General features: G+C 67.5%; 23 protein-coding genes and 4 pseudogenes. 11 read left to right on the top strand and 16 right to left on the bottom strand.

Annotated elements, in window-relative coordinates:
• Positions 1-54 precede the first annotated feature (54 nt).
• The 7 genes and pseudogenes from R2E43_RS00210 to R2E43_RS00180 all read right to left on the bottom strand — a co-directional run.
• A pseudogene (locus tag R2E43_RS00210) lies at positions 55-255 on the bottom strand (hypothetical protein); the annotation flags it as partial.
• 174 nt (positions 256-429) lie between these two features.
• Positions 430-612, bottom strand: a complete 183-nt coding sequence (locus tag R2E43_RS00205) for a hypothetical protein (protein ID WP_231909045.1) — start codon at positions 610-612, stop codon at positions 430-432.
• 120 nt (positions 613-732) lie between these two features.
• Positions 733-951: a hypothetical protein gene (locus R2E43_RS00200; RefSeq protein ID WP_011031912.1), complete on the bottom strand. Its 219-nt coding sequence runs from the start codon at positions 949-951 to the stop codon at positions 733-735.
• Between the two features lie 14 nt (positions 952-965).
• Positions 966-1,202 (bottom strand): beta/gamma crystallin domain-containing protein, encoded by a 237-nt coding sequence (locus R2E43_RS00195; RefSeq protein WP_011031913.1) that lies wholly within the window; start codon positions 1,200-1,202, stop codon positions 966-968.
• 224 nt (positions 1,203-1,426) lie between these two features.
• Entirely contained in the window at positions 1,427-2,623 is a 1,197-nt protein-coding gene (locus R2E43_RS00190; RefSeq protein WP_030872865.1) for an FAD-dependent monooxygenase, read from the bottom strand.
• Between the two features lie 5 nt (positions 2,624-2,628).
• Positions 2,629-3,858, bottom strand: coding sequence for an FAD-dependent monooxygenase (locus tag R2E43_RS00185; RefSeq protein WP_078653483.1), 1,230 nt, complete (start codon positions 3,856-3,858; stop codon positions 2,629-2,631).
• A gap of 289 nt (positions 3,859-4,147) precedes the next feature.
• Positions 4,148-4,492, bottom strand: a complete 345-nt coding sequence (locus R2E43_RS00180) for a hypothetical protein (RefSeq protein ID WP_332055757.1) — start codon at positions 4,490-4,492, stop codon at positions 4,148-4,150.
• Positions 4,493-4,894: 402 nt separating this feature from the next.
• On the opposite strand from R2E43_RS00180, the gene R2E43_RS00175 reads away from it, so the two are divergent.
• The 3 genes from R2E43_RS00175 to R2E43_RS00165 all read left to right on the top strand — a co-directional run bounded on the left by R2E43_RS00175 (position 4,895) and on the right by R2E43_RS00165 (position 6,811).
• Positions 4,895-5,533 (top strand): TetR/AcrR family transcriptional regulator C-terminal domain-containing protein, encoded by a 639-nt coding sequence (locus R2E43_RS00175; RefSeq protein ID WP_011031918.1) that lies wholly within the window; start codon positions 4,895-4,897, stop codon positions 5,531-5,533.
• Between the two features lie 555 nt (positions 5,534-6,088).
• Positions 6,089-6,652, top strand: a complete 564-nt coding sequence (locus R2E43_RS00170; protein WP_332055756.1) for a hypothetical protein — start codon at positions 6,089-6,091, stop codon at positions 6,650-6,652.
• Positions 6,653-6,676: 24 nt separating this feature from the next.
• Positions 6,677-6,811 (top strand): hypothetical protein, encoded by a 135-nt coding sequence (locus R2E43_RS00165; RefSeq protein WP_258876802.1) that lies wholly within the window; start codon positions 6,677-6,679, stop codon positions 6,809-6,811.
• A gap of 110 nt (positions 6,812-6,921) precedes the next feature.
• On the opposite strand, the pseudogene R2E43_RS00160 reads toward R2E43_RS00165, so the two are convergent.
• Positions 6,922-7,757: pseudogene (locus R2E43_RS00160) on the bottom strand (IS5 family transposase); the annotation flags it as partial.
• Positions 7,758-8,102: 345 nt separating this feature from the next.
• Between R2E43_RS00160 and R2E43_RS00155 the strand changes: the two are divergent.
• The 3 genes from R2E43_RS00155 (at position 8,103) to R2E43_RS00145 (ending at position 10,688) form a co-directional block, all read left to right on the top strand.
• On the top strand, positions 8,103-8,483 hold the full coding sequence (locus R2E43_RS00155; protein WP_332055755.1) for a hypothetical protein: 381 nt from the start codon (positions 8,103-8,105) through the stop codon (positions 8,481-8,483).
• Between the two features lie 185 nt (positions 8,484-8,668).
• Positions 8,669-9,061, top strand: a complete 393-nt coding sequence (locus tag R2E43_RS00150) for a PH domain-containing protein (RefSeq protein WP_231909049.1) — start codon at positions 8,669-8,671, stop codon at positions 9,059-9,061.
• Positions 9,062-9,756: 695 nt separating this feature from the next.
• Positions 9,757-10,688 (top strand): IS5 family transposase gene (locus R2E43_RS00145; RefSeq protein ID WP_408649106.1). Its coding sequence is split into 2 segments (ribosomal slippage): positions 9,757-10,089 and positions 10,092-10,688, totalling 930 coding nucleotides; the frame shifts between segments, so codons are not numbered across the junction.
• 16 nt (positions 10,689-10,704) lie between these two features.
• On the opposite strand, the gene R2E43_RS00140 is transcribed toward R2E43_RS00145, so the two are convergent.
• Positions 10,705-10,968, bottom strand: coding sequence for a hypothetical protein (locus R2E43_RS00140; protein ID WP_332055754.1), 264 nt, complete (start codon positions 10,966-10,968; stop codon positions 10,705-10,707).
• Positions 10,969-11,149: 181 nt separating this feature from the next.
• On the opposite strand from R2E43_RS00140, the gene R2E43_RS00135 reads away from it, so the two are divergent.
• Both R2E43_RS00135 and R2E43_RS00130 read left to right on the top strand, forming a co-directional pair.
• Positions 11,150-11,299 carry a hypothetical protein gene (locus R2E43_RS00135; RefSeq protein ID WP_319130627.1) on the top strand — a complete coding sequence of 50 codons (150 nt, stop codon included), beginning with the start codon at positions 11,150-11,152 and terminating at the stop codon, positions 11,297-11,299.
• A 28-nt stretch (positions 11,300-11,327) separates the two neighbouring features.
• Entirely contained in the window at positions 11,328-11,660 is a 333-nt protein-coding gene (locus tag R2E43_RS00130) for a hypothetical protein (protein WP_332055753.1), read from the top strand.
• 25 nt (positions 11,661-11,685) lie between these two features.
• Here R2E43_RS00130 and R2E43_RS00125 read toward each other — a convergent pair whose 3' ends face one another.
• Positions 11,686-11,832, bottom strand: a complete 147-nt coding sequence (locus tag R2E43_RS00125; protein WP_173668790.1) for a hypothetical protein — start codon at positions 11,830-11,832, stop codon at positions 11,686-11,688.
• Positions 11,833-11,919: 87 nt separating this feature from the next.
• Between R2E43_RS00125 and R2E43_RS00120 the strand changes: the two genes are divergently transcribed.
• Positions 11,920-12,153 carry a YrhK family protein gene (locus R2E43_RS00120; RefSeq protein ID WP_319125307.1) on the top strand — a complete coding sequence of 78 codons (234 nt, stop codon included), beginning with the start codon at positions 11,920-11,922 and terminating at the stop codon, positions 12,151-12,153.
• Between the two features lie 127 nt (positions 12,154-12,280).
• On the opposite strand, the pseudogene R2E43_RS00115 reads toward R2E43_RS00120, so the two are convergent.
• From R2E43_RS00115 to R2E43_RS00095, 4 genes and pseudogenes are all read right to left on the bottom strand, one after another.
• A pseudogene (locus R2E43_RS00115) lies at positions 12,281-12,944 on the bottom strand (ZIP family zinc transporter).
• A 109-nt stretch (positions 12,945-13,053) separates the two neighbouring features.
• Positions 13,054-13,785, bottom strand: a complete 732-nt coding sequence (locus tag R2E43_RS00110; protein ID WP_136208479.1) for a class I SAM-dependent methyltransferase — start codon at positions 13,783-13,785, stop codon at positions 13,054-13,056.
• Between the two features lie 288 nt (positions 13,786-14,073).
• The gene (locus R2E43_RS38935) at positions 14,074-14,367 is read right to left on the bottom strand and encodes a hypothetical protein (RefSeq protein WP_408649105.1); all 294 of its coding nucleotides are present in this window, start codon (positions 14,365-14,367) and stop codon (positions 14,074-14,076) included.
• 705 nt (positions 14,368-15,072) lie between these two features.
• Positions 15,073-15,705: a TetR/AcrR family transcriptional regulator gene (locus tag R2E43_RS00095; protein WP_332055752.1), complete on the bottom strand. Its 633-nt coding sequence runs from the start codon at positions 15,703-15,705 to the stop codon at positions 15,073-15,075.
• 39 nt (positions 15,706-15,744) lie between these two features.
• Here R2E43_RS00095 and R2E43_RS00090 point away from each other — a divergent pair, with 39 nt between their 5' ends.
• Positions 15,745-16,521 (top strand): SDR family oxidoreductase, encoded by a 777-nt coding sequence (locus R2E43_RS00090; protein WP_332055751.1) that lies wholly within the window; start codon positions 15,745-15,747, stop codon positions 16,519-16,521.
• A gap of 243 nt (positions 16,522-16,764) precedes the next feature.
• Here R2E43_RS00090 and R2E43_RS00085 read toward each other — a convergent pair.
• Positions 16,765-17,346, bottom strand: a pseudogene (locus R2E43_RS00085) (transposase family protein); the annotation flags it as partial.
• 281 nt (positions 17,347-17,627) lie between these two features.
• On the opposite strand from R2E43_RS00085, the gene R2E43_RS00080 reads away from it, so the two are divergent.
• Positions 17,628-18,479 carry a class I SAM-dependent methyltransferase gene (locus tag R2E43_RS00080; protein WP_030873193.1) on the top strand — a complete coding sequence of 284 codons (852 nt, stop codon included), beginning with the start codon at positions 17,628-17,630 and terminating at the stop codon, positions 18,477-18,479.
• A gap of 800 nt (positions 18,480-19,279) precedes the next feature.
• Here the strand turns inward: R2E43_RS00080 and R2E43_RS00075 are convergent.
• The gene (locus R2E43_RS00075) at positions 19,280-19,687 is read right to left on the bottom strand and encodes a hypothetical protein (RefSeq protein WP_173668793.1); all 408 of its coding nucleotides are present in this window, start codon (positions 19,685-19,687) and stop codon (positions 19,280-19,282) included.
• Positions 19,688-19,903: the final 216 nt, after the last annotated feature.

Raw genomic sequence — 19,903 nt, 5'->3', positions numbered from 1 at the left:
CGCCGATCGGGATCCGGTTCTCGATCGGCGCGTCGTGGACTGCAGGCGGCGGTATCAGCCGAGGTGCCGGGCGAAGAACCTCAGCGTGCTCTCCAGCTCGAATGCCGGGGTCTCCCCGTGCTTGCCGGGGTTGGCGTGCGACGTTCTCTCGGTCGAGGCCAAGGCGTCGAACAGCGCCAAGCTCTGAACCCGCGGCACACGCTCATCGTCCCACTGCACCAAGAACTGCACTGAGACGCTGATCCGTGCGGCGGCCTCGGACAACTGATCCCTACACCACCAGAAGGTCACCAGAGGGACGTGACCCTGCTTCGCCATCGCAGCCGCTGACCAGCCGATTTCACCGGTCACCACAGGATGAACGAGGCTCACTGACAAGGTGATGCCGTTGGAGCGCCGAAAAGTGCAGGGCCGGCGCTCCAACGCCCGTCACGGTGCCGAACGTTTCCGCTGGACCAACCAGGTGCCCCCCGTCACTGCCCCCGTCACCAAAAAGCCCACCATCAGGGACATCTTGAATTCCGCCATCCTGCTGCCGTCGTCCGCCATGAACACTGACAGCGTCGTCATGACGGCCGTGATCACTAGCCCAATGGCCAGGTTCTTGCGCACCAGCGAATTCAGCAATTTCTCCTCGTTTCTCGATGGGCGTGCCGCAGTATCGTCCTTTACTCGGCGGCATGCCGGGGCTGTCATCGGTTCGGGTCGACCCCGTCCGGTTCACCTGCTGTATCAGCCGCCGAAGCCGGCTGTGGCAGCAGCCCGGGTCTGGTCCAGGACCACCGCCATGGACGGTCCTGCCTCGTCCACAACAAGTCCGATGTGCATCCTGGCGGGCGGGTGTTCCATGAAGACCCAGTCACGGGCCAAGGGCAGCCCGGCGCCGGACGCCTCCACACCGAACAGGGACCGCTGCCGGGCGGCGGCGTGAGCGAGGCCCGGCAGCAGCATGCCAACCCGTACTGCTACAGGATTTCGATCCAGTCGACGTGGGGCGGCCTGGTGGGAAAGGAGATGATGTAGTGCTTGCGGTAGGCGACGGTTGTCCCGTTCGCGTCGTGATAGTTGACCCAGTTGTTTCCCGTGGAGATCTTGTCGACCCACACGGTGGTGCCCGGCCCGCTCTCTGTGAATCTGTAGGTGCCCTTGTTGGCGAAGCAGTAACTTTGGCTGTGGGCCGTTGGCGTTCTCGAAGCGCACATCGGGTCGCAGATAGTCGAACGGGCCGCAGTTCACGCTATCGATGGCGTGTGATGTTCCGGGCGGTATGACGGCGGCCGCGGCTACTGGAAGGGCGAGACGCAGTTTCCTGGACAGGATCCTCTGACTCCTCACGAGCAGAGGCGCGAGCCCCCGGCTATCACGATGTCCTCAGCACACCAGGTCCGGCGACACGCGTCGTCCCTCGTCGATGCGGACACCGTCGTCACCGCAACGTGCCTGACAGCGCCACGTCCTGCGGACCGCCCGACTCCGTCGCCGACTGGCGGCCGCGGACCCTGCGGGCCAAACCGACGAGGACCGAGCGCAACGCCTCGGCCCGACGGCTGGACGGGACGAACATCTGCTGCTTGAGCCGCGCGGCGCGCTGGTGCTTGGTGATGAACGGACGCAGCCCGACCTCCCAGGCGTCCAGGGCGGCGGCGAGGTCGTCGGGGTGCTCCTGCAGGGCCGCGCCCAGTGCGGCGCCACCGCGCAGCGAGGACGTGGCGCCCATGCCCGAGTAGAGGTTCATGCACCAGGCCGCGTCCCCCACCAGCACGACTCGCCCCGTACTCCACCGCGGCATCCGCACCTGGTGTACCGAGTCGAACACGTGGTCAGGGGCCTCTTCCAGGGAATCCAGGACGTGGCGCACCGTGGGATCGTCCATCCCGGAGAAGACCGCGCGCAGCCGCTCGAGTCGCGACCCGCTGAACTGCTCCTGGATGTCCGTTGTCCGGTAGGTCAGCAGCGCGGTGGGCGCGTGGTCGGCGAGCCCGAACACCCACACCGCCCGCTTGGCGCGCGCGATGATGATGCTGTCGCTCGCCTCGTACGTGGGCGCCTGCTCCTTCAGCTGGAAGGCGCAGATCATCGCGTTCCACGTGGTCAGGTGGTCCTCGTGCGGACCGAACACCATCCGCCGCACGCTTGAGCGCATTCCGTCCGCGCCGATCACCAGGTCGAAGCTCTCGCGGTACTGGCCACCGGTGTCGGCGTGCTCGAGCAGGACCTGCGCCTCGGCAGGCCCCTCGGTGATCGCGACCGGAGTGGTCGCGAACCGCACCTCGACACCCGTGATGCTCTGCCACAGCGCGGCCTCGATGTCGCCGCGCAGCACCGCTGCCGGCCCTCCGGGTTGGTCCAGGAATCCCAGAGCCGGCCTGCGCCTGCCTCGGCGATCCACCGACCACGCATTCGTGCCGGCCGCGCGTTCCGGGTTGCGGGTGTGCAGGTGGTCGGCGATACCCAGGTCGACCGCGGCCTGTCGGCCCTCCGGGAACAGCCCGACGAAGTAGCCCCCGGTGCGCCGCTCGGGCGCCCGTTCGACGATCACCGGCGTCCAACCGGCCCGGCGCAGCCCGATCGCCGCGGACATCCCCGCGATCCCGAGCCCCACCACCAACGCCCTCTTCTGCATGGCCGTCACCGCGTCCTGCCGGAGGGGACAGCGGCCGCAGTCGGAGCCGCAGCCGCGGTGAACTCCGCCGCCAGCCGGCGGTGGACGACCCTGCGGACCAGATCGAGAACGCCCGAAACCAGCACCTGGACCGGGCGGCTGGACGGTACGAACCGCTGTTGTTTGATCCGTGCGGAGCGCCGCTGGCTGGTGATGTAGGGACGCAGGCCGACCTCCCAGGCGTCCAGGGCGGCGGCGAGGTCGTCGGGGTGCTCCCGCAGGGCCGCGCCCAGTGCGGCGCCACCGCGCAGCGAGGACGAGGAGCCCATGGCCGAGTAGGTGTTCATGCACCAGGCCGCGTCCCCCACCAGCACGACCCGCCCCGTACTCCACCGGTCCATCTTCACCTGATGGATCGAATCGAACACGTGGTCAGGGGCCTGCTCCAGAGAGTCCAGGACGTGGCGCACCACGGGGTCGTCCTCCATCCCGGAAAAGGCCGCGCGCACCTGCTCGATCGACGGCCCGGCGAACCGGTCCGGAATGTCGTCGGTGCGGTAGGTCAGCCACGCGCAGGGCGCGTGATCGGCGAGTCCGAACACCCACATCGCACGCTTGGGGCGCGAGACGATGATGCTGTCGCTCGCCTCGTACGTGGGAACCTGCTCCTTCATCTGGAACGCGCAGATCATCGCCTTCCAGTTCGCCAGGTAGTCCTCGTCCGGACCGAACACCATCCGGCGCACGCTCGAGCGCATCCCGTCCGCGCCGACCACGAGATCGAATTCCTCGAGGTACTGCTTCCCGGTGCCGGCGTCCTCGAGCAGGACCCGCACTCCGCCGGCGCCCTCGGTGATCTCGACCGGAGTGGTCGCGAACCGTACCTCGACGGCGTCCTCGGTCCCGTCGCCGGTAATGCCCTGCCACAACGCGGCCTCGATGTCGCTGCGCAACACCGCTGCCAGCCCGCTGGGCGCGTCCAGCAATCCCAGAGCCGGCTTCCGCCTGCCCCGGCGATCCACCGACCACGAGTTCCCGCCCGGTCGCCATTCCGGGTTGCGGGTGTGCAGGTGGTCGGCGATCCCCAGGTCGGCCGCAGCCCGCACACCCTCCGGGAACATGAAGATGAAGTAGCCCCCGGTACGTCGCTCAGGTGCCCGTTCGACGATCACCGGTGTCCAACCTGCCTGGCGCAGCCCGATGGCCGCGGACATCCCCGCGATCCCGAGCCCTACCACTAGTGCCCTCTTCTGCATGGCTTTCCTTTCTCCGATCACGTTCTGATGGATGGATGGCTCGATCCGCCACGACGACGGCGCGCGGCTGCGGCCAGTGCGTGCCCATGCCTCACCGACCCGGCTCAACGGGAAAGCGGTGCAGGGCAGTTGCAGGGATCCGTCGGCGAGGCGGGCCATGACTTCGGGCGCCTCGGCGAGCATCCCCCGGCTGATCGCGATCCGACGCCGCTCCCGGTGATCCGGATTCACCCGTTGCGCAGCAAGGTCACGCGGACAGCGACGCCTCCAAGCCAGCGGACGAGCCGATCTACACGTGGGGCGTGTTCGCCCCGGTGTTCCCGCCGCTGCGACGCAGCGCGGCGAAGTATGCCTTGGTGACAGGCCCCCACAGGCAGTCCAGCACGAGACCGGGCGACGTCTCGGACATCGCATCGGCCAGCGCCTGCTCCAGAGCGTCGGGTCCGCCCTGGGCCGGCGACACGGTCGTCGCTCCCGCGTCGCGCAGCCGTCCAAGCGCCTCCGGATGGCGCGCGGCGGCGATGACCCCGCTGCGTCCTGAGAGCCAGTGCCCCCTGCGCGGCAAAGCTGCCCGACGTCCCGTGGCGTCCAGCACCGGCAAGGTGCCCAACGCTCCCACTTCCTTGCGTCGCACGGTGAGGGCCATCCAGCGCGACAGGCCGGGGTTCAGGCCCGCGGCGATCGAGAGGATCCGCCCCCGCCGGAACCTCCGCCTGGAAGACAGCGACCAGCCGCTCGTCCGTCGTCCCGAAGGGCGGACGCGCGCGCTCGGTGCAGACCAGTCGCCCGTACCGACGAGTACCTCATCCGGCCGCGGGCGTAGTGCCGCCGGGCGGCCGGCCCGTGACCGTTGTTGTCCAGGCCGCCTCCGACGAGGTGCAGGGGCTCGGAATCGGGCGGGACCGTCGGCTCGGGTAAGTCGGCGCAGACGGGCGGCGCATCGGGCGCGGTGACGATTGCAGCACGCATCACGGGCACTCCTTAACTAAGTTCAGTGCTGTGGCCAGCATTCCTGAACGCTGTTAAGGTGTCAAGCATGACCAAGGGCATCACCCGGGAGCGGATCGTCACGGCGGCGCTCGAACTCCTTGACGACCAGGGCATGGACGCCCTCACCGTCCGTACACTCGCCTCCCGGCTGGATGTCCGCCCCTCCGCGCTCTACTGGCATGTGCGCAACAAGCAGGAGTTGCTCGACGAGATGGCCACCGAGGTCATGCGCCGGGTCGCCGACGCCCTCGCCGCGGTCCTGCCGGGCGACGGATGGCGCGACGACCTCGCCGCCTACGGTCGCGTGCTGCGCTCGGAGTACCTGCTCCACCGCGACGGGGCACGTATCTTCAGCGGCACCCGGATCACCGACCCGGACGTGGTCCGCATGAAGGAGCCGTTGTTCGAACGCTGGACCGCGTCCGGCTGGAAGCCCGCCGACGCGGACGACGCCATCGACCTGGTTACCGCGTTCGCCGTCGGCTTCGTCATTGAGGAGCAGGAGAGGCGCCAGGCCGCCGGGGCCGATCCGTCGCGCTACTCGATCGACCAGCGCGACGCCTGGCTCGGCGAAGGCGCGCCACTGGTCAAGGAGGCCGGGCACCTCCACGATGACGGCGACCGGCGGTTCGAACGGCTCCTCGGCATGGTCCTCGACGGGATTGGCGCCCGGCTGGACACGTGATTCCTCCGCCTCCACCCGCACCTGGCTGGAGAACCACACCAGAATCCGGCACGTCTTCATCCCCGTCGGCGCCGGCTGGCTCAACCTCCAGGAAGGCTGGTGGCGCATCTTCCGCAAAGCCGCCCTCGCCGGCCAGTCCTTCGCCGGGCCACCCGAGGTCGAACACGCCCCCCGCCTTGCAACAGCCCAGCTCAACACCCGAACCCGGCCCTGGGTATGGGGAAGACCCGCACCACCAACTCGCCCAGGGTTTTGGCGTAGTCGGCGACTGCCCTTTTCGTGATCATTTGAGACGAAGAGTGAGCATTCGGTTCCTGCTCTCGTCCATCGTGCTCTGGAGCCCTTGCGTCTCCCTCGCACCATCGGTTGGAGCAAGCCGACCGCCCTAGGAGATGATTCCGTGCGTGGTCGAAGGAGCAGATACGGATGCGGACGATGCTTGCGCGTGGGCTGAGCGACTGGGTTGGGCGTTCGGGCTTATAGCGGAGGATCCGGTTGCGAGAGGTGCAGCGCTCGTCCGTCTGGCGGAGACACAGAGGAAGGTCGCGGAGGCACTTGCCCGGTCCAACGGAGACGTGGCTGCTGACGCAACCTTTGGAAGCGGACGAGCAGTACCGGGAACCGGCCTTTCTGCACGCGCGCCGGAAGTATCAGCAGGCCCAGAGGTGTTCGCTGCCTGATGGGGTGTGGGGCGGTCCTGCCAACGGGGATCTGGCGACGTGGCCGGGGCTGCCCTATGTGTTGCTCTTCCTGGAGTGGGAGGCGAAGTACCCGCTGGAGTGGACGCAGCATGCGAAGGCGTGGGGTACGAAGCAGAGCCTGATCCGGGAGGTGGCCCGTGCTCGCCACGAGGAGGCGATCAAGGCGAAGCTCACCGACCTGGTCGAGATCGTCGTCCACCGGGCGTATCGTTGCAAGGATCGCGAATACGTGCGAGTGGCCCGGGCTGTCGACAGCGCTGATCTGCGGGACAGGCTCGGTCGGGCGACGGAGTCGGACAGTCCGTGGGCCCGGTGCCACGCCGGGTACGTGCTCTGGCTCCTTGACCGCCCTGACCTGCCGAACACCCGCCGTGTCTGGCAGACCTGGGTTGCGGGCGAGGCCGCAGCGTTGCTGTGAGCAGGCGATGCAGAAAAGGTGCCCGTGATCGCGATGGCAGCCTGGCGCAACCTTGCCGTCGGCGCCCTCCGGCTGAGCGGCATCAAGAACATCGCCGCCGGCCTCCGCTGCAACGCACGCGACGCCCGCCGCCCCCTCGCACTCCTCGGCCTAGCGTGATCACAAAACGGGCGCCCGCCGACTATGCCGAGACCCTGCCAACTCGCCTGCTACGACGCCGGTATGTGTGCACCGTTTGAGGAATCCAGCACCAGGTTCTGTCCCGTCGATCATGTCCGGAGCCAGATGATGGTTACTGCGACGGTAATGGTGCCCAGGTAGACGTATGCGCGCTTGTCGTACCTCGTGGGCACAGCTCGGTAGTTCTTGAGCCTGTTGATCGCCCGTTCCACGGTGTTGCGCTCCTTGTACCGCTCCTTGTCGAAGCCGGGTGGGCGCCCCCCTACACGGCCCCGGCGTAAGCGGATCCCGGCCTGGATGCTCTTCTCCAGGATGACATGGCGGATGCCGTGTCGCCGCAGGTAGCGGCGGGTCCGACGATTGCTGTATGCCTTATCGGCGCTCACGCTGTCTGGTGTGGTGCGCGGGCGGCCCGGCCCGAGTCGAGGCACTCGAATGCGTTTCATGAGTGGCTTGAACTGTGTGCAGTCAGCCCGTTGGCCTGCCGTCAGCAACAGTGAGAGCACGGGGCAACGGCCGTCGGCACTCAGGTGGATCTTGGTGGTGAAGCCTCCTAGGGAGGGACCGAGCTCCTCGCCTCCTGCACCACCTCCACCAGGCGGGCGCACAGTCTCGCCCACGGTCTTCCGCTCCGGTGTGCCATCGCGGCTGCCCCTTTTGACGATGCGGGCGGCGGAGCTTTCCGCACGCCGGCCGCATGCTGGTGGCCATGGACCGAGGTCGTATCAACCGAGACGTCCCAGTCGAGCCCACCGGCGGCATCGACTTGGGCCTGCACCTTCTGAAGCAGCCGTTCCCAGGTTCTGACGGCCGGCCAGCGCCGGTGGCGCTCGTAGAGGGTCTTGCGTGGCCCGTAGCGTTCAGGCAGGTACCGCCACTGCATCCCGGTCCGCACCCGGTGCAGGATGCCGTTGATCACGTGACGGTCGTAGGCGGCGAACAGATGCCGGATGCCGTGCGGGCGGGTGTAGGTCGCATGGCCGGCGCGCGCCGTCAGGGCCTGCACCTGGATGGCGTATCACAACGAGGCGAACGTTGTCTGATGCGGCACTGGTTGAGATCCGGGACTACCTGGTCAGTCGTATCGTCGAGGCAGAGAATGAGGGCTGGCTCGGGGAAGTCGAGAGACTGCAGGTCAGCCTCGCCGGCGCAGAGAACGAGATCAAAAAGCTGGAGTCCAGCCCACGGGGGTCGACACTTCCAGGCATCCCGGATGTCCCGTCGTCCAGGCCCCGTCGGTCGGGTCTTTGATCAGTATGGTGATGAGATCATGGCTCTGATCTTGCTGCTTGCTGCGCCTGTCGTCATCGGCATGCTAACCGCCTTGGTGTGGTTGCTGGGACGGCGCGCGAAGGTGCCCAGCTGGATGCTGATCGTCTTCTTGCTGGCCGGTTGGCTGACCGTTTCCGTCGGCTGGGCTCTCTCACAGCGCGCTCAGCCGAGCCTGTTTCCTGAGACCTCGCCCTGTTACGGCACGCGCGACACTCCTGTTTCGCAGTACTTCCCACCCGACTCGTTCTGTCGCCATGCCGACGGGGAGCTGCGGACGGTCAATGGGGCGAACTCCAAGCTCATGTTCTGGAGCGCCGCCAACACCACCTTGGCAGTGGTGATTGCCGCAGCTCTCGTACGGCGTCGCCAACGATCTTGATCGTGATCCCTCTAACACAGGCGGCCAGGGCCTCGAGTGTCCTGCCGTGGCCGGGCAGTGAGCGGCTGTCGCGAACACACCCATGACTGAGTTTGGGGACCAGTAGCATCCGGGCTGTGCCACTTCAGACACGGATCCAACTCGATGCTGATGAGCGAAGGCGGTATTGGTGGCGGACTGGGGTCGTGACGCTGACCTTGATCGGTATGGCGGTGGCGGCTGGACTCACGGCACCAGGCACCGAGCGCTGGTGGTGGATCGGTGGCGTCGTCGCCTTCTCCTGCCTCGTACTGCTTTCCATGGTCAATCAGGCGACAGGAACGACGCTCCTCACCCCAAAGGGCATGGAGTTCCGAACCCTCCTCAGCCATCGGGCAGTCCCTTGGGACGAGGTCGTGAGCGTTGAGAAGCGATACCGCACAGGACGGAACGGCACATGGTCCTACGTGCGCGTTCTCCGCGCGCACGGCAGAGCTCTCACGCTTCCAGGCGCCTTAACTGCACGCTGGAACGACCCCAAGTTCGAGGCGAAGTTGGCTACGATCCGGCAGTACACCGCTCACGTGAACGACAACTGATACTGCAGCAGTAGTTCAGGGAAGTGACCAGGCCACCAGTCCAAATGAGACTGCACCGGACCAGATCGTGTGGGGCACGGCAAACCCTCCATGGCGGCCCCGTGCGAGGCCAGTGTGGGATCTCAGATCCCGTGGCCGAATGTCTGTTGGCACGAGGGTCGGTCGGCATTCGGGCCCGCGCTGGGGACGCCGTGGGCAGTGCTGCGATCACTCTCAGTATTCGCCATATGGATGGTGCGGTCGACGAGGCCCGGGTCCGGTCTGCTCCTCGCTCAATCTCATGCGCTCGGCCGCACCGTGGCGCACGTTTCGCTGGTAGAAGGACAGCGGCACTACTCGGGAACGTACTGGTCAGCGCCGACGCAGAGCCATGTGCTCCACGAATCTCGGCTTGAACTGGCGCGCCTGCTCTTCGCCAACTTCGAGTCTTCCGTGCACGGCAGCGTGGCGCAGCCGTTTCTGCTGAAGGCCATGGTCGACGGGCGGGTCCGTCGGCACGTCCCGGACTACGTCTTGAGTACCGAGCGCGGCCCTGTGGTGGTGGACGTCAAGCCGCGGTGCCGGCTGTCAGCCCCGGAGGTCGCTTCGACCTTGGTACCGCGCGCCCCTCAGCGACGGTTGCGCCGGGGCAGAAGCGGCTAGGACTTGTCCGGCCGATCATGTGACTACTTCGTCCACAGGTCGTTGATGCGGACATGGGGCGGGGAGATCTGACGGATGCCGAGTGGGAACGGCTGCTGCCCTTCCTGCCGGTGAGTAACGGTCGTTGCGGCCGGTGGCGGGATCACCGTCAGGTGATCGACGGGATTCTGCACCGGGTGCGGACCGGCGTTCAGTGGCGGGACCTGCCCGAGCGGTTCGGCCCGTGGAAAACCGTCTACGAACGCCACCGGCTGTGGTCAGCCGACGGCACCTGGGAACGTCTGCTGCAGCAGGTCCAGGCTGCAGCAGACGCGGCAGGTGAAATCGACTGGGACATCTCGGTGGACTCCACCATCGTCCGAGCCCATCAGCACGCGGCCGGCGCCCGCACCGATCCGCCCCCTGCGCCCGCCTCAAAGGGGGACGACGAGGTGGAACACCAGGACGAGACGCCGTGGCAGAGCCTCGTCGGCCGCCTGGTGGAGGTGGTGCTGGAAGTGAGGGCTTGGGTCGTTCGCGGGGCGGGTTCACCAGCAAGGTCCATCTGAGCGCGGACGGCCGCTGCCGTCCGCTCTCTCTGGTCATCACTCCAGGTCAAAGGGCCGACTGCACCCAGTTCAAGCCGGTCTTGGAGAAGATCCGCGTCCCCAAACTCGGCCCGGGCAGGCCACGCAAGAAGCCGGACAGCCTCGCCGCGGACAAGGCATACAGCAACGGGCCGTGTCGCGAGTACCTGCGGCGCCGGGGCATCCGGCACACGATCCCGGAGAAGACCGACAGCCATGCGGCCCGTCTGCGCAAGGGTTCACGCGGTGGGCGGCCACCGGGCTTCGACGAGGAGCGGTACAAAAAGCGAAACACCGTCGAACGGACTATCAACCGTTTGAAGCAGTCCCGAGCTGTCGCTACCCGTTACGACAAGCGCGGTTACGTCTACCTTGGCACCGCGACAGCGGCAGCCGTGGCGATCTGGCTCCGGACCTGAAGATCCGGGACGCAGCTCAAAGAACGCCCTCGGCTGGCCTCTGGTGCCCACACGGCACCTGGCCTCCGTTCTTGTCGAAGACCTCGGCATCGTCGCCAGAGTTCACCCAGACCGTGATGCCCTGACCATGCACGACCACATTGAACGGCGACTCCTCCGCCTCCGTCTTCGTCACCACCGTGAACTCCTCGCCCGGACGCATCCAGTGATCGGTTCCCCATGGCTCGACCCACAGGCAGAGCCTGCTGCTGGTCTCGTTGCTCACGCTCGTCTTCGACACGCTCGCACCCTAACCAGCAACATGATCGGCCGGACAAGTCCTAGCCGCGCTCCGTGGCGTCCAGCGGAAGGCACCCGCCTTGCTGCCCTTGGGCTGGGCTACGTAGTACCTAGGAAAGATTCTTCCCATTGTGGGCATGTCGCGCGACAGGCACTCTCGAATATCGACAGAGGAGTACAGAGTGCAGCGCAAGATCAGCTTTGACCGCGACGGTGTGACCCTGGTGGGCAACCTCATCACCCCGGATGCCTGTTCACCGGGGAAGGTGTGGCCGGCCCGTTCACGTGGTGTGCAGCGACCATTGATCCGACCACCGCACGGGAGCGGCTGACTTGGACGGCGGCCGGGATGGAGGGCCTGTGCTTGAAGCGACGTCAGGAGCCCTGCCGCCCCGGCGGGCGACCGGCATGCTGCACTGCACCGGCCGGACGACTCCACTCGCCCGCGCCGTCGCGGTGCCACTGGCTGGGCTGCTGGTGCCGGCAGCAGGCGGGCATTCGTGGACGGGCACCGCCTGTTCACCGCGGGCTGGGGCGCGCGACGTCCTGGACGTCGCCCTCGTTCGGCCCGGGATCGTGGGGGGAGTGGTGGACGTGGCCCGGGACGCGGCTGGCCGGCGGCGGCACCCGGTACGGCTGCACCGCGCCCGTCCCGACGTGGACCCGGGGACGGTGCCGCTGTTCAGTACCTGACCGGGCGAGCCTGAGGCGTGCGGGGTCAGGGGCTGGGGTGCGAGGCGGCCCTGAGCTTCCGGCCGCTGCCGGTGCAGGCGTCTTGCAGGGGCGGGAACCGGTGGCCTTTGACGTCGGTGCTGTACTCGTGGTGCTGTCCGCAGCCGCTCTTGTGGATGCCGGAGGTCGGCACGGTGACGGGTGTTTCCTGCGCTGTTCCCGGCGGTACCCAACAGCCCCATGCAGCCACTGGACGATCCGGCACGGAAGGGATGATGGCGTGCTGCCCCGACTCGAGCGGTACCTGCTCCAGGACTTCCCGTTCATCCATTTGATCATCGGCGGGTTCGGCAACACGGCGTTCCTGATCGGCAGCGTGTGCTTCCTGTTCCCCAGCCTGGAGAGGATCGCCCTGTGGCTGTTCGTGCTGGGTTCGCTGGGCATGTTCGTCGGCAGCCTCGGTGAGGTGTTCGTCCGGCACGCGCGCAAGTCCCGTCGGCGAACACAGAGCTGACGCCTGCCGTCGACGCCCCGGCCCGTCTCGTTCGGCGGACTCGCCCGTCGGCACGGGGCCGGCTTCCCGATGGACGACGATGCCGACCGCCTTCGGCGGCGGCCCGGGCTTGCTGCCGGGGGCGTCGTCAGGTGTGGGAGAGGGCGGAGGAGACCAAGAAGCCGCTTATGGTGACCAGACCGATGACGAGGTGGGCGTCCTGGAACCCTCCGGGATCATCGTGTCGGCGATCATCGCGAGGATCGCTCCGGCCGCGGCCGCCGTCACGGCGGCGATCACCGCCGGGGAAGAGCCGCCGACCACGGTGCATGGTGCACGAGGAACGCGGAGAGGGTGCTCGCCGCGGCGACGGCACCTCACACCCCGTAGACCCACGGTCACCAGACTCACCGCTCCGCCGTCGAGCAGACTCACGCCGATGACCGCCGACTCCGGAGTACCGTCCAGCAACGCACCGAAGGCCAGGGCGAGACCCGAACCGCTCTGCTGCTTCTCGGAGGGCTGCGCATGGTCCAGGTGGTGACCGGAACGTTTACGGTGCCGGGCGCCGCGTCGGGCCAGCCACACGTTGCCCGCGGTGTACGCCGGGGTGCCGATTGCCGCGGAGGCCAGACCTCCCTGCTCGTACGCCTCCCCGGCCAGTTCGAAGCTGACCGCCTAGAGCAGCACGCCGGCTCCGAAGGCCATCACCGTTGCGATCACCTTCTGCGGCACCGGAGCCCGAACCCCACCGCCGCCCCGAGGAGCGGCGCCGACCCCGCCACCAGCCCCCACAGGCCCGACTGAACCACCCTGCTCGGGGCTGTTTTGGAGGTTTGCGGTGCCCCGTACCTTCTGGTCCGGCGCCGTCAGCTGCGGCCTGGTCGCTTCTACAACACCCTTTACGGCCTGTCTCTTTGGTCAGCTTTGGGCGCGTTCCTTCTTTGCGGCGATCACCGTGTAGTTTTCTGCGTCCGGGTCGAAGGTGTTGGATTCCACCTCAAGTCCGACCGCATGCAGCTGTGAGACGAGTTCCTCCTGGCGGAACGGCCAGCACGACAGTCTCTCGGATCGTGTCAGCACCGATCCATCCGCCGTCACCTGTGCCACAGCGATTTCCAGATGGTGCTCTTCGTCCCAGCGCTGCTCGATCTGCCAGTTGTAGACGACTACCGCATCGCGTCCTTGACGCCGGACGAGTCGAGGACCCACGTCCAGACGAGATCCGCGCGCTCGTACGAGCTCCCAGGTGCGGGATGTGAGGACGAGGTGTCCGTCGCGGCTCAGGAGCCGCGACATGGCGGTGAGTGCATCGAACCGGGCAGAGGCACCCTCGGCATGGGCGAGCGAGTTGCCCACGCAGAAGACGACATCGAAGGGCGGGGAGCCGTCGAGACGGTCGGACAGCTCGTCCCAGCTGACGCGCAACGTGCGCAGCGAGACACCGTGTTGCTCCGCGAGTTGATGGGTCCGGCGCGCCATCGCAGCGCTCGCGTCTGTCGCTGTCACGTCCAGGCCGAGCGCGGCCAGACCCACTGCGAGTTGCCCGGTGCCACACGCGCAGTCGAGAACGCGCGCCTTCGGGGGAAGCCGTTCGACCAGGTCACCGAACGCAGCGACAGAGCCTGCGGGAGTCAACTTCCCTTCGGGCATCAGCCACTCATAAACCTCTGAGAGGGTCCCGTAACCGGCCACAGCCATACACCCCAACCGAACTCGACAACGTCCCTGGCGCACGTGCTCGCCCAAGGGAATCACTCCAGCCCTTCGACACGCCACAGGTTTGGAACTCGGTCCCGCCCGACGGGCAGGGATTCCGCTTCGATTCGATTCCACCTCGGTCCCGTTGGCCCACCTCCAAGCCGTTCAGGCCGTTGCCGACTCGGAGGGCGGCATCGACGGGGGCTTCCATATCGACTCCACCTCGATGCGCGCCCACCGTCACGCCGCCGGAGCGCCAACAGCACCGCCGCGCGCACCCTGTCGGCCACATCTAAAGGGGCTGCGCAGAGATCGGCCCGCCTGCGCGCACGTGCATCTGCGGCCGTTCTCGGAGGAGGCGGTGCGGCAGGCGGGGTTCTCCTCGCTGTCGCCGTACTCGACCAGCAGACCGAGGAAGACCTTGTAGCCCGCGGCATCGTCGGTGATGTGCCGCTTGGCCAGTAACTGGCCGTTGTCGTCTACCAAGGCGACGTCATGCGATCGCTCGGCCCAGGCAATGCCGCAGTAGATCAAGATGCTTCCCCCCCATACGGCAGTTTGCGCAGGTCACGAGCTCATGCGGAACCACGCGGCGACCTAATCCCAGGACTCGACGCAAGGGCCGGTCCGCCACCTCAGTAGCCGTTCGCGGCACCGGCTCACCCCACGGGCCTCGGTTTATCCGGGAGCTCAGAACGCTCGGGTTTCACAGGAGGTCACCAGGTAGCGGGCTCGCACCACCAACACCAACGAGTGACCAACGTCGAGGTATTGACGTCTGAGAGCGTCGGGAGCATCCCTGTCTCAACCGAGCCCGCGAAGGCCCAGCTGGCGTTAGGTGTCGCCCGGCGCCCACGGGCACCAACACGTCCGTGGTGCATGACGTGGATTCCGAACAGCGCCGATCTATCCTTGGGCGTCGCGGCTGGGGAACCAAGAGACGTCTGTCCCGCATCTACGCCGTACTCGAACAGTCCGCCGGCAACTTCGTCCGCCGCACCGTCCTCAACAACGGATTAGGCCGGCGCGCTGCTCTTGGTGTTGGACAGAAACACCCGAGCGGGGCCTCTGTCCCCTTCTCCAGCCGCTCTGTGTGCCCCCGGCTCACGGCGACGGAGCCAATGCGGGCCTTGTTGGCTTTGTTCACGAGTGTCGACAGCGATGTTCAGCACTTCGGGGGCATCGACACCGCGCTGTGTTCGATGGCGAGAGGGATGGCAGCGCCCGGTCCGTGGCGCCTCAGTCCTTCCGGCGGGTGGCTACGGCGTCATCGCCGAAGGACGCGGTGAGTGCCCGTGCGATCAAGTCGGGCAGTTTGGTGTGTCCGTCGTCTTCGACCCAGCGGGTCAGCGCCGTGTGCATCGCGGCGATGCAGGCGCTGGTCGCCGCCTGGGCGCGGAACGCGGCGTCAGGACCGGTCGCGTCATCCCCGAGGGCATCGACGATGGCCTGTTGCAGCGCGTACTGGCTGTCCAGGTGCCGGGCCCGCAGCGCAGGGGTCGAGACCATGAGCCGGAGGCAGTCCAGCAGGAACCGTTCGTTCGCCGCCTGTTCGTCTCCGTTGCCGCCGGTCCAGTTCGTGGCCGCGTCGATGAGCGCGCTGCCGACGCGGCGCACCAGGGGTTGTGCTGCGGACGACGCTGCAACGTGCTCGGCGATGAGCTGGGCGGGCTGATCGATGAGGACGAGGTCCTCCTTGGTGGGGAAGTGCCGATACACGGTCATTGCGGAGACGCCGGCGGCCTCGGCGACGTCGGCCACCGTTACCGCGTCGTAGCCGTGGTCGGTGAACAGTCGCACCGCGTGCGCCTGGATCAGGCGCCGTGTCTCGGAACGCCGTCGTTCCCGCAGGTTTGGTTGCCGCTCACTCATGTGCTAGACATTACCATCATGTTAGTAACTAACATTCAGATGGGCGAAGACGTGGGCAACCTGGCGGGCAGAACGGCTCTGGTGACGGGCGCCTCGCGCGGCATCGGGCAGGCGATCGCGACTCGACTGGCGGCCGAAGGAGTCACGGTTATCGTGCACTTCGGCACGGACGAGGCCGGGGCCGCGGCAACGCTCGACGCGATGGAACACGCCGGCGGGACCGGCTTTGCCGTCCGAGCCGAACTGGGCGTGGATGGCGACGTCGAGACACTCTTCGCCGGCGTGGAGGCCGGCTTGGGCGGTCGGCCGCTCGACATCGTCGTCAACAACGCCGCGGCCGCACCAGCCGGCGCACTCGGCGTCACGACGCGGGCGGAGTTCGACCACTTGTTCGCAGTGAACGTGCGGGCACCGTACTTCGTCATCGAACGTGCACTGCCTCTGTTGCGCGAGGGTGCCCGGATCATCTCGATCTCGTCGGTGGCAACCCGGATGGCCAACTCGTCCCAGACGTCCTTCGCCATGACGAAGGGCGCGATCGAGACGATGACCAAGACCCTCGCCGCCCAACTCGGTTCTCGTGGGATCACGGTGAACGCGGTCGCTCCTGGGGCCACCAAGACAGCGAGCAACGGAGCTGTCTTCGACGTGCCGGGCCTCACCGAACAGATCTCCGGCATGACGGCACTCAGCAGGCTGGGCGCGCCCGACGACGTAGCCGACGTGGTCGCCTTCCTCGCTTCCGATGCCGCCCGCTGGGTCACTGGGCAGATCCTCGACGCAAGCGGTGGCCTGTTCCTCGGTCCACGCATCTGACCAACGAAGGTTTGGCGAGGGCAGCGCATCGCGCAACTCCACACAGCGTTCCGGCTCCGCGACATCCGGACACGGAGCGCGCGCAGACACTCGTTCGGCAGTCCGACTCGGCCGGAACCTGCGCAGCCCGAAGCCGTGAACTGCTCGATTACTGCGGCGCTTCGAGTGCCGCCCGAGCTCGTCGACACGGCGACCGAGGTGTCGGGCCAGGGACCGCCAGTTTTTCAGGTGGGCGATACCGTGTTCGACCCGGATGCGGCGTGAGGAGTGGGCTTTGCGCTGTCGTTCGTGCACCTCCTCGTACCAGTCCGGGGCGTTCTTCTTGAACTTGCGGTGTGGTGGTGTGATCACCCGGCCGCCGGTCTGTGCACCCAGTCCCTGGTAGCCGGCATCGGTGAGGATCTCGACCGCGGGCCCGTCGGCCAGGAGCTTGACTAGCCCTAACTGGCGGGCGTGGATGATGTCCGCGCAGCTTGCGGGACGGGCCGGGCTGCACCACAGCACGCGGTCTTCGCCGTCAGTGACGATCATGGTCTTGACGGCGTTCTGCTTGTTCTTGCCCGAGATGAACTTGTCGCGGTCCTTGCGTCCGGCGGCCGGCCGACGAACCCGGATCTCGGTGCCGTCAATGATGCCGGTCGACCCGCTCGCGCCGAGGTGGTCGACGACGTCGGCCAGAGACCGCAGCCGCACGTCGGGGCTGACAGGGTAGCCTCGCTCAGCGAGCAGGGGCCGTACCTCACCGATGGCCCTGGTGACGGTGGAGCGGCCCACACCGAACCAGCAGGCCAGCACGTCGTGGGTGACCCCGTGTCGAAGGTGCACGAGGGCGGCCAGGAGCCGGTCGACGAACACCAGCCGGTGCTTCGCGCCTGCGCCCACAGCCCGTTTCCGCGGCCGGGAAGTGAGCCGGGCCTCGTGACGCTCGTGCCACAACGGGCCGATTTCAGATACGAGTTCAGCAATCACGTCAACAGACAGGCCCGTGATCCTCCGGTCGCTGATGATCGCTGCACGAGACGCGTTCCCCACCACATGACCATGATCGACGATCAGGAGCCCGACGTCTCACCGCTTACCGTGCACGAGCTCGTTAGGCTGGCGTGGTGACTGGTGAGCAGGAGTGGGTGCAGCCGTCAGGGGTGTGGGCCACGGCGGTGGGGGTGGCCAGGGTGCGGGCGCTGGAGAGCGAGCGGGAAGACGCGCTCTTCCGGGACCCGCTGGCACAGGCCTTCGCAGCCGCCGGTGGGCTGTGGCCCTCCTCGCCGCCGCTGCCTGATGATGAGGCTGCGCGCCGCCGTCGGCTGGCCGTGGCGTTCTCCATCGTCGTCAGGACGAAGTTCCTGGACGATCTGTTGGAGCATGCCACCGCGTCCGGGGTCCGGCAGGTCGTGCTGCTGGGCGCCGGTATGGACAGCCGGGCCTTCCGGATGGCCTGGCCCGAGGGCACCCGACTGTTCGAGGTCGACACGCCCGCACCGCTGGAGTTCAAGGCTTCGGTGCTGCGCCAGGAGCGCGCCGTCGCACACTGCGAGCGGATCACCGTCGCGGTGGATCTGCGTGAGGACTGGCCGAGCGCGCTGGCCGCCGCAGGGCACGATGCGGCGATTCCGACCGCATGGATCGGCGAAGGACTGCTGATCTATCTGCCCGAGGACGCGGTGGAGCTGCTGCTGGCCCGGATTGGCGAGCAGTCGGCGTCGGGCAGCCGGATGGGGCTGACGTTGGGCTCGCGCGGCGTGATCGAGCGCTTCGCCGCGGGTGCCGTGCCGGGATCGGCGGCGTCCATGTGGGTCTCGGAGATGCCCGACGACCCGGTTGGCTGGCTGGCCGGGCACGGCTGGGAAGCCAGCTGCCACACCCTGCGCGAGCGCGTTGTCGCCTACGGCCGCCCGATGAGCACCCTTCCGCAGCACGAGGACGGGCCCGGCGGACTGATCTCGGCGGTCCGCCGGTAGAGCGCCTCCAGGCGGTCACACCTCAGTGGCAATCGGTCAAGATTCGCTGTCACAGGACATCGCGGCGAGGAAACCAGATGACCGCCCCCGTGCCGCCCACCAGCGAGCCCGACACATCAGCACGCACGTGTCCCGGCGACCAGATCGGCCCGTGCTCCACATGCTGCCGGCCGACCCACACATACGGCTCCGGAGTCCGCTCTCCGCTGTGCGAGTACCGCGACGGCAAGGCCGCTGCGCGGTGGGGCCGCAAGCTGCGCGCGGACTGACTCCCGGCACGCGCGGCCAGGGCGGATGTGCCGTGATGCGAGGTGAGTGTGACGGGCAAGGTCTTCGGCCCAGTCCACCCCACAGAATGCTGGTGTCGGTAGACCGGTGATCTCCATCCGACCCTCCTTCGTGGCGACCTTCTTTCCAGGTCAGAGCCCGTGCAGGGTGCGCGTGCTCCCTGCTGGAAGCGCTCAAGGCACGTCATCCCACCAGCCGTTCGCAACCTCAGTGAGCCGCGCGGCTCGCCGTCCGCGTCGGAGCTGAAGACTCAGGGCAGAGCTGAGAGGTCATCCGCGCAACCGGCTCGGACTACGAGCAGCCAAGTGGCCGATAGCCGCAGGCGGAGCGCTCCGCAGTAGCAGGACCTGTTCAAAGCTCAAGCAGAACGAACCGCACCTGATTCCGAACACTCCTGCCCGCAGTGCCGGGCGCGAGTCAGCCTCGTATTGTCGACAGGGCTCTTAGGTCCGGGCATATTCAAAGGCTCGTCTCGCGCCCACGAAGGTCAACTCCAGCCCGGCCTTCGTCCCTCATGAGGCGTACTCGTCTGGAACGACGCCGGAGCAGGAAGCTGGGAAGGCAGGCTGCCCCGCTGGTCTTTCGACCGGCCCGAGTCCGAGCACCTCACCACCTGGAACGGCGACGAAGGACTCCTTCGGCGCCTGGAGTACAGCCAGGCGTACCCCGGGGTGGCGCCTCGCCTCGGTCCGCTGCCCGAACCGTTTGAACGGACGCAGCATCGCTGGCAGGTCAATGGCGACGCCGGCCTGTGCCTCCTGCGCGACGCCATATGGACGAGCCCCGAGTCCGGTGCCGATCTGCTGCTGAAGGCCGCCGGTTGGCGGATCGAGTACGCGCTGATGAAACATCAGACGATCGATCAGATGACCGGCAGCGGAATCGTCAGCGACCACCGCCTCGACCACTTCCTGGCCCACCCCCGCCACCCGAGGACACCACGGACCGCCCTGAACTGGACATCGGCGGCCAGGATGGTCCCGCGTGCTGATCCTCATCGCACGGGACGCCGCGAGCCGGAGGCCCGTGCGTCCCGGACCGCCCGTCTCGTACCCCGCTCGGGCGTTGCCGCCCGACGTGCCCGGTGGGTACGCACACCCGAGTGCGGTTTCGGTGAGAGCGCTGTCCGCTCCGGA

Source organism: Streptomyces violaceoruber, from assembly GCF_033406955.1.
Classification (GTDB): domain Bacteria; phylum Actinomycetota; class Actinomycetes; order Streptomycetales; family Streptomycetaceae; genus Streptomyces; species Streptomyces violaceoruber.
This window is presented reverse-complemented; position numbering and strand designations above follow the sequence as displayed.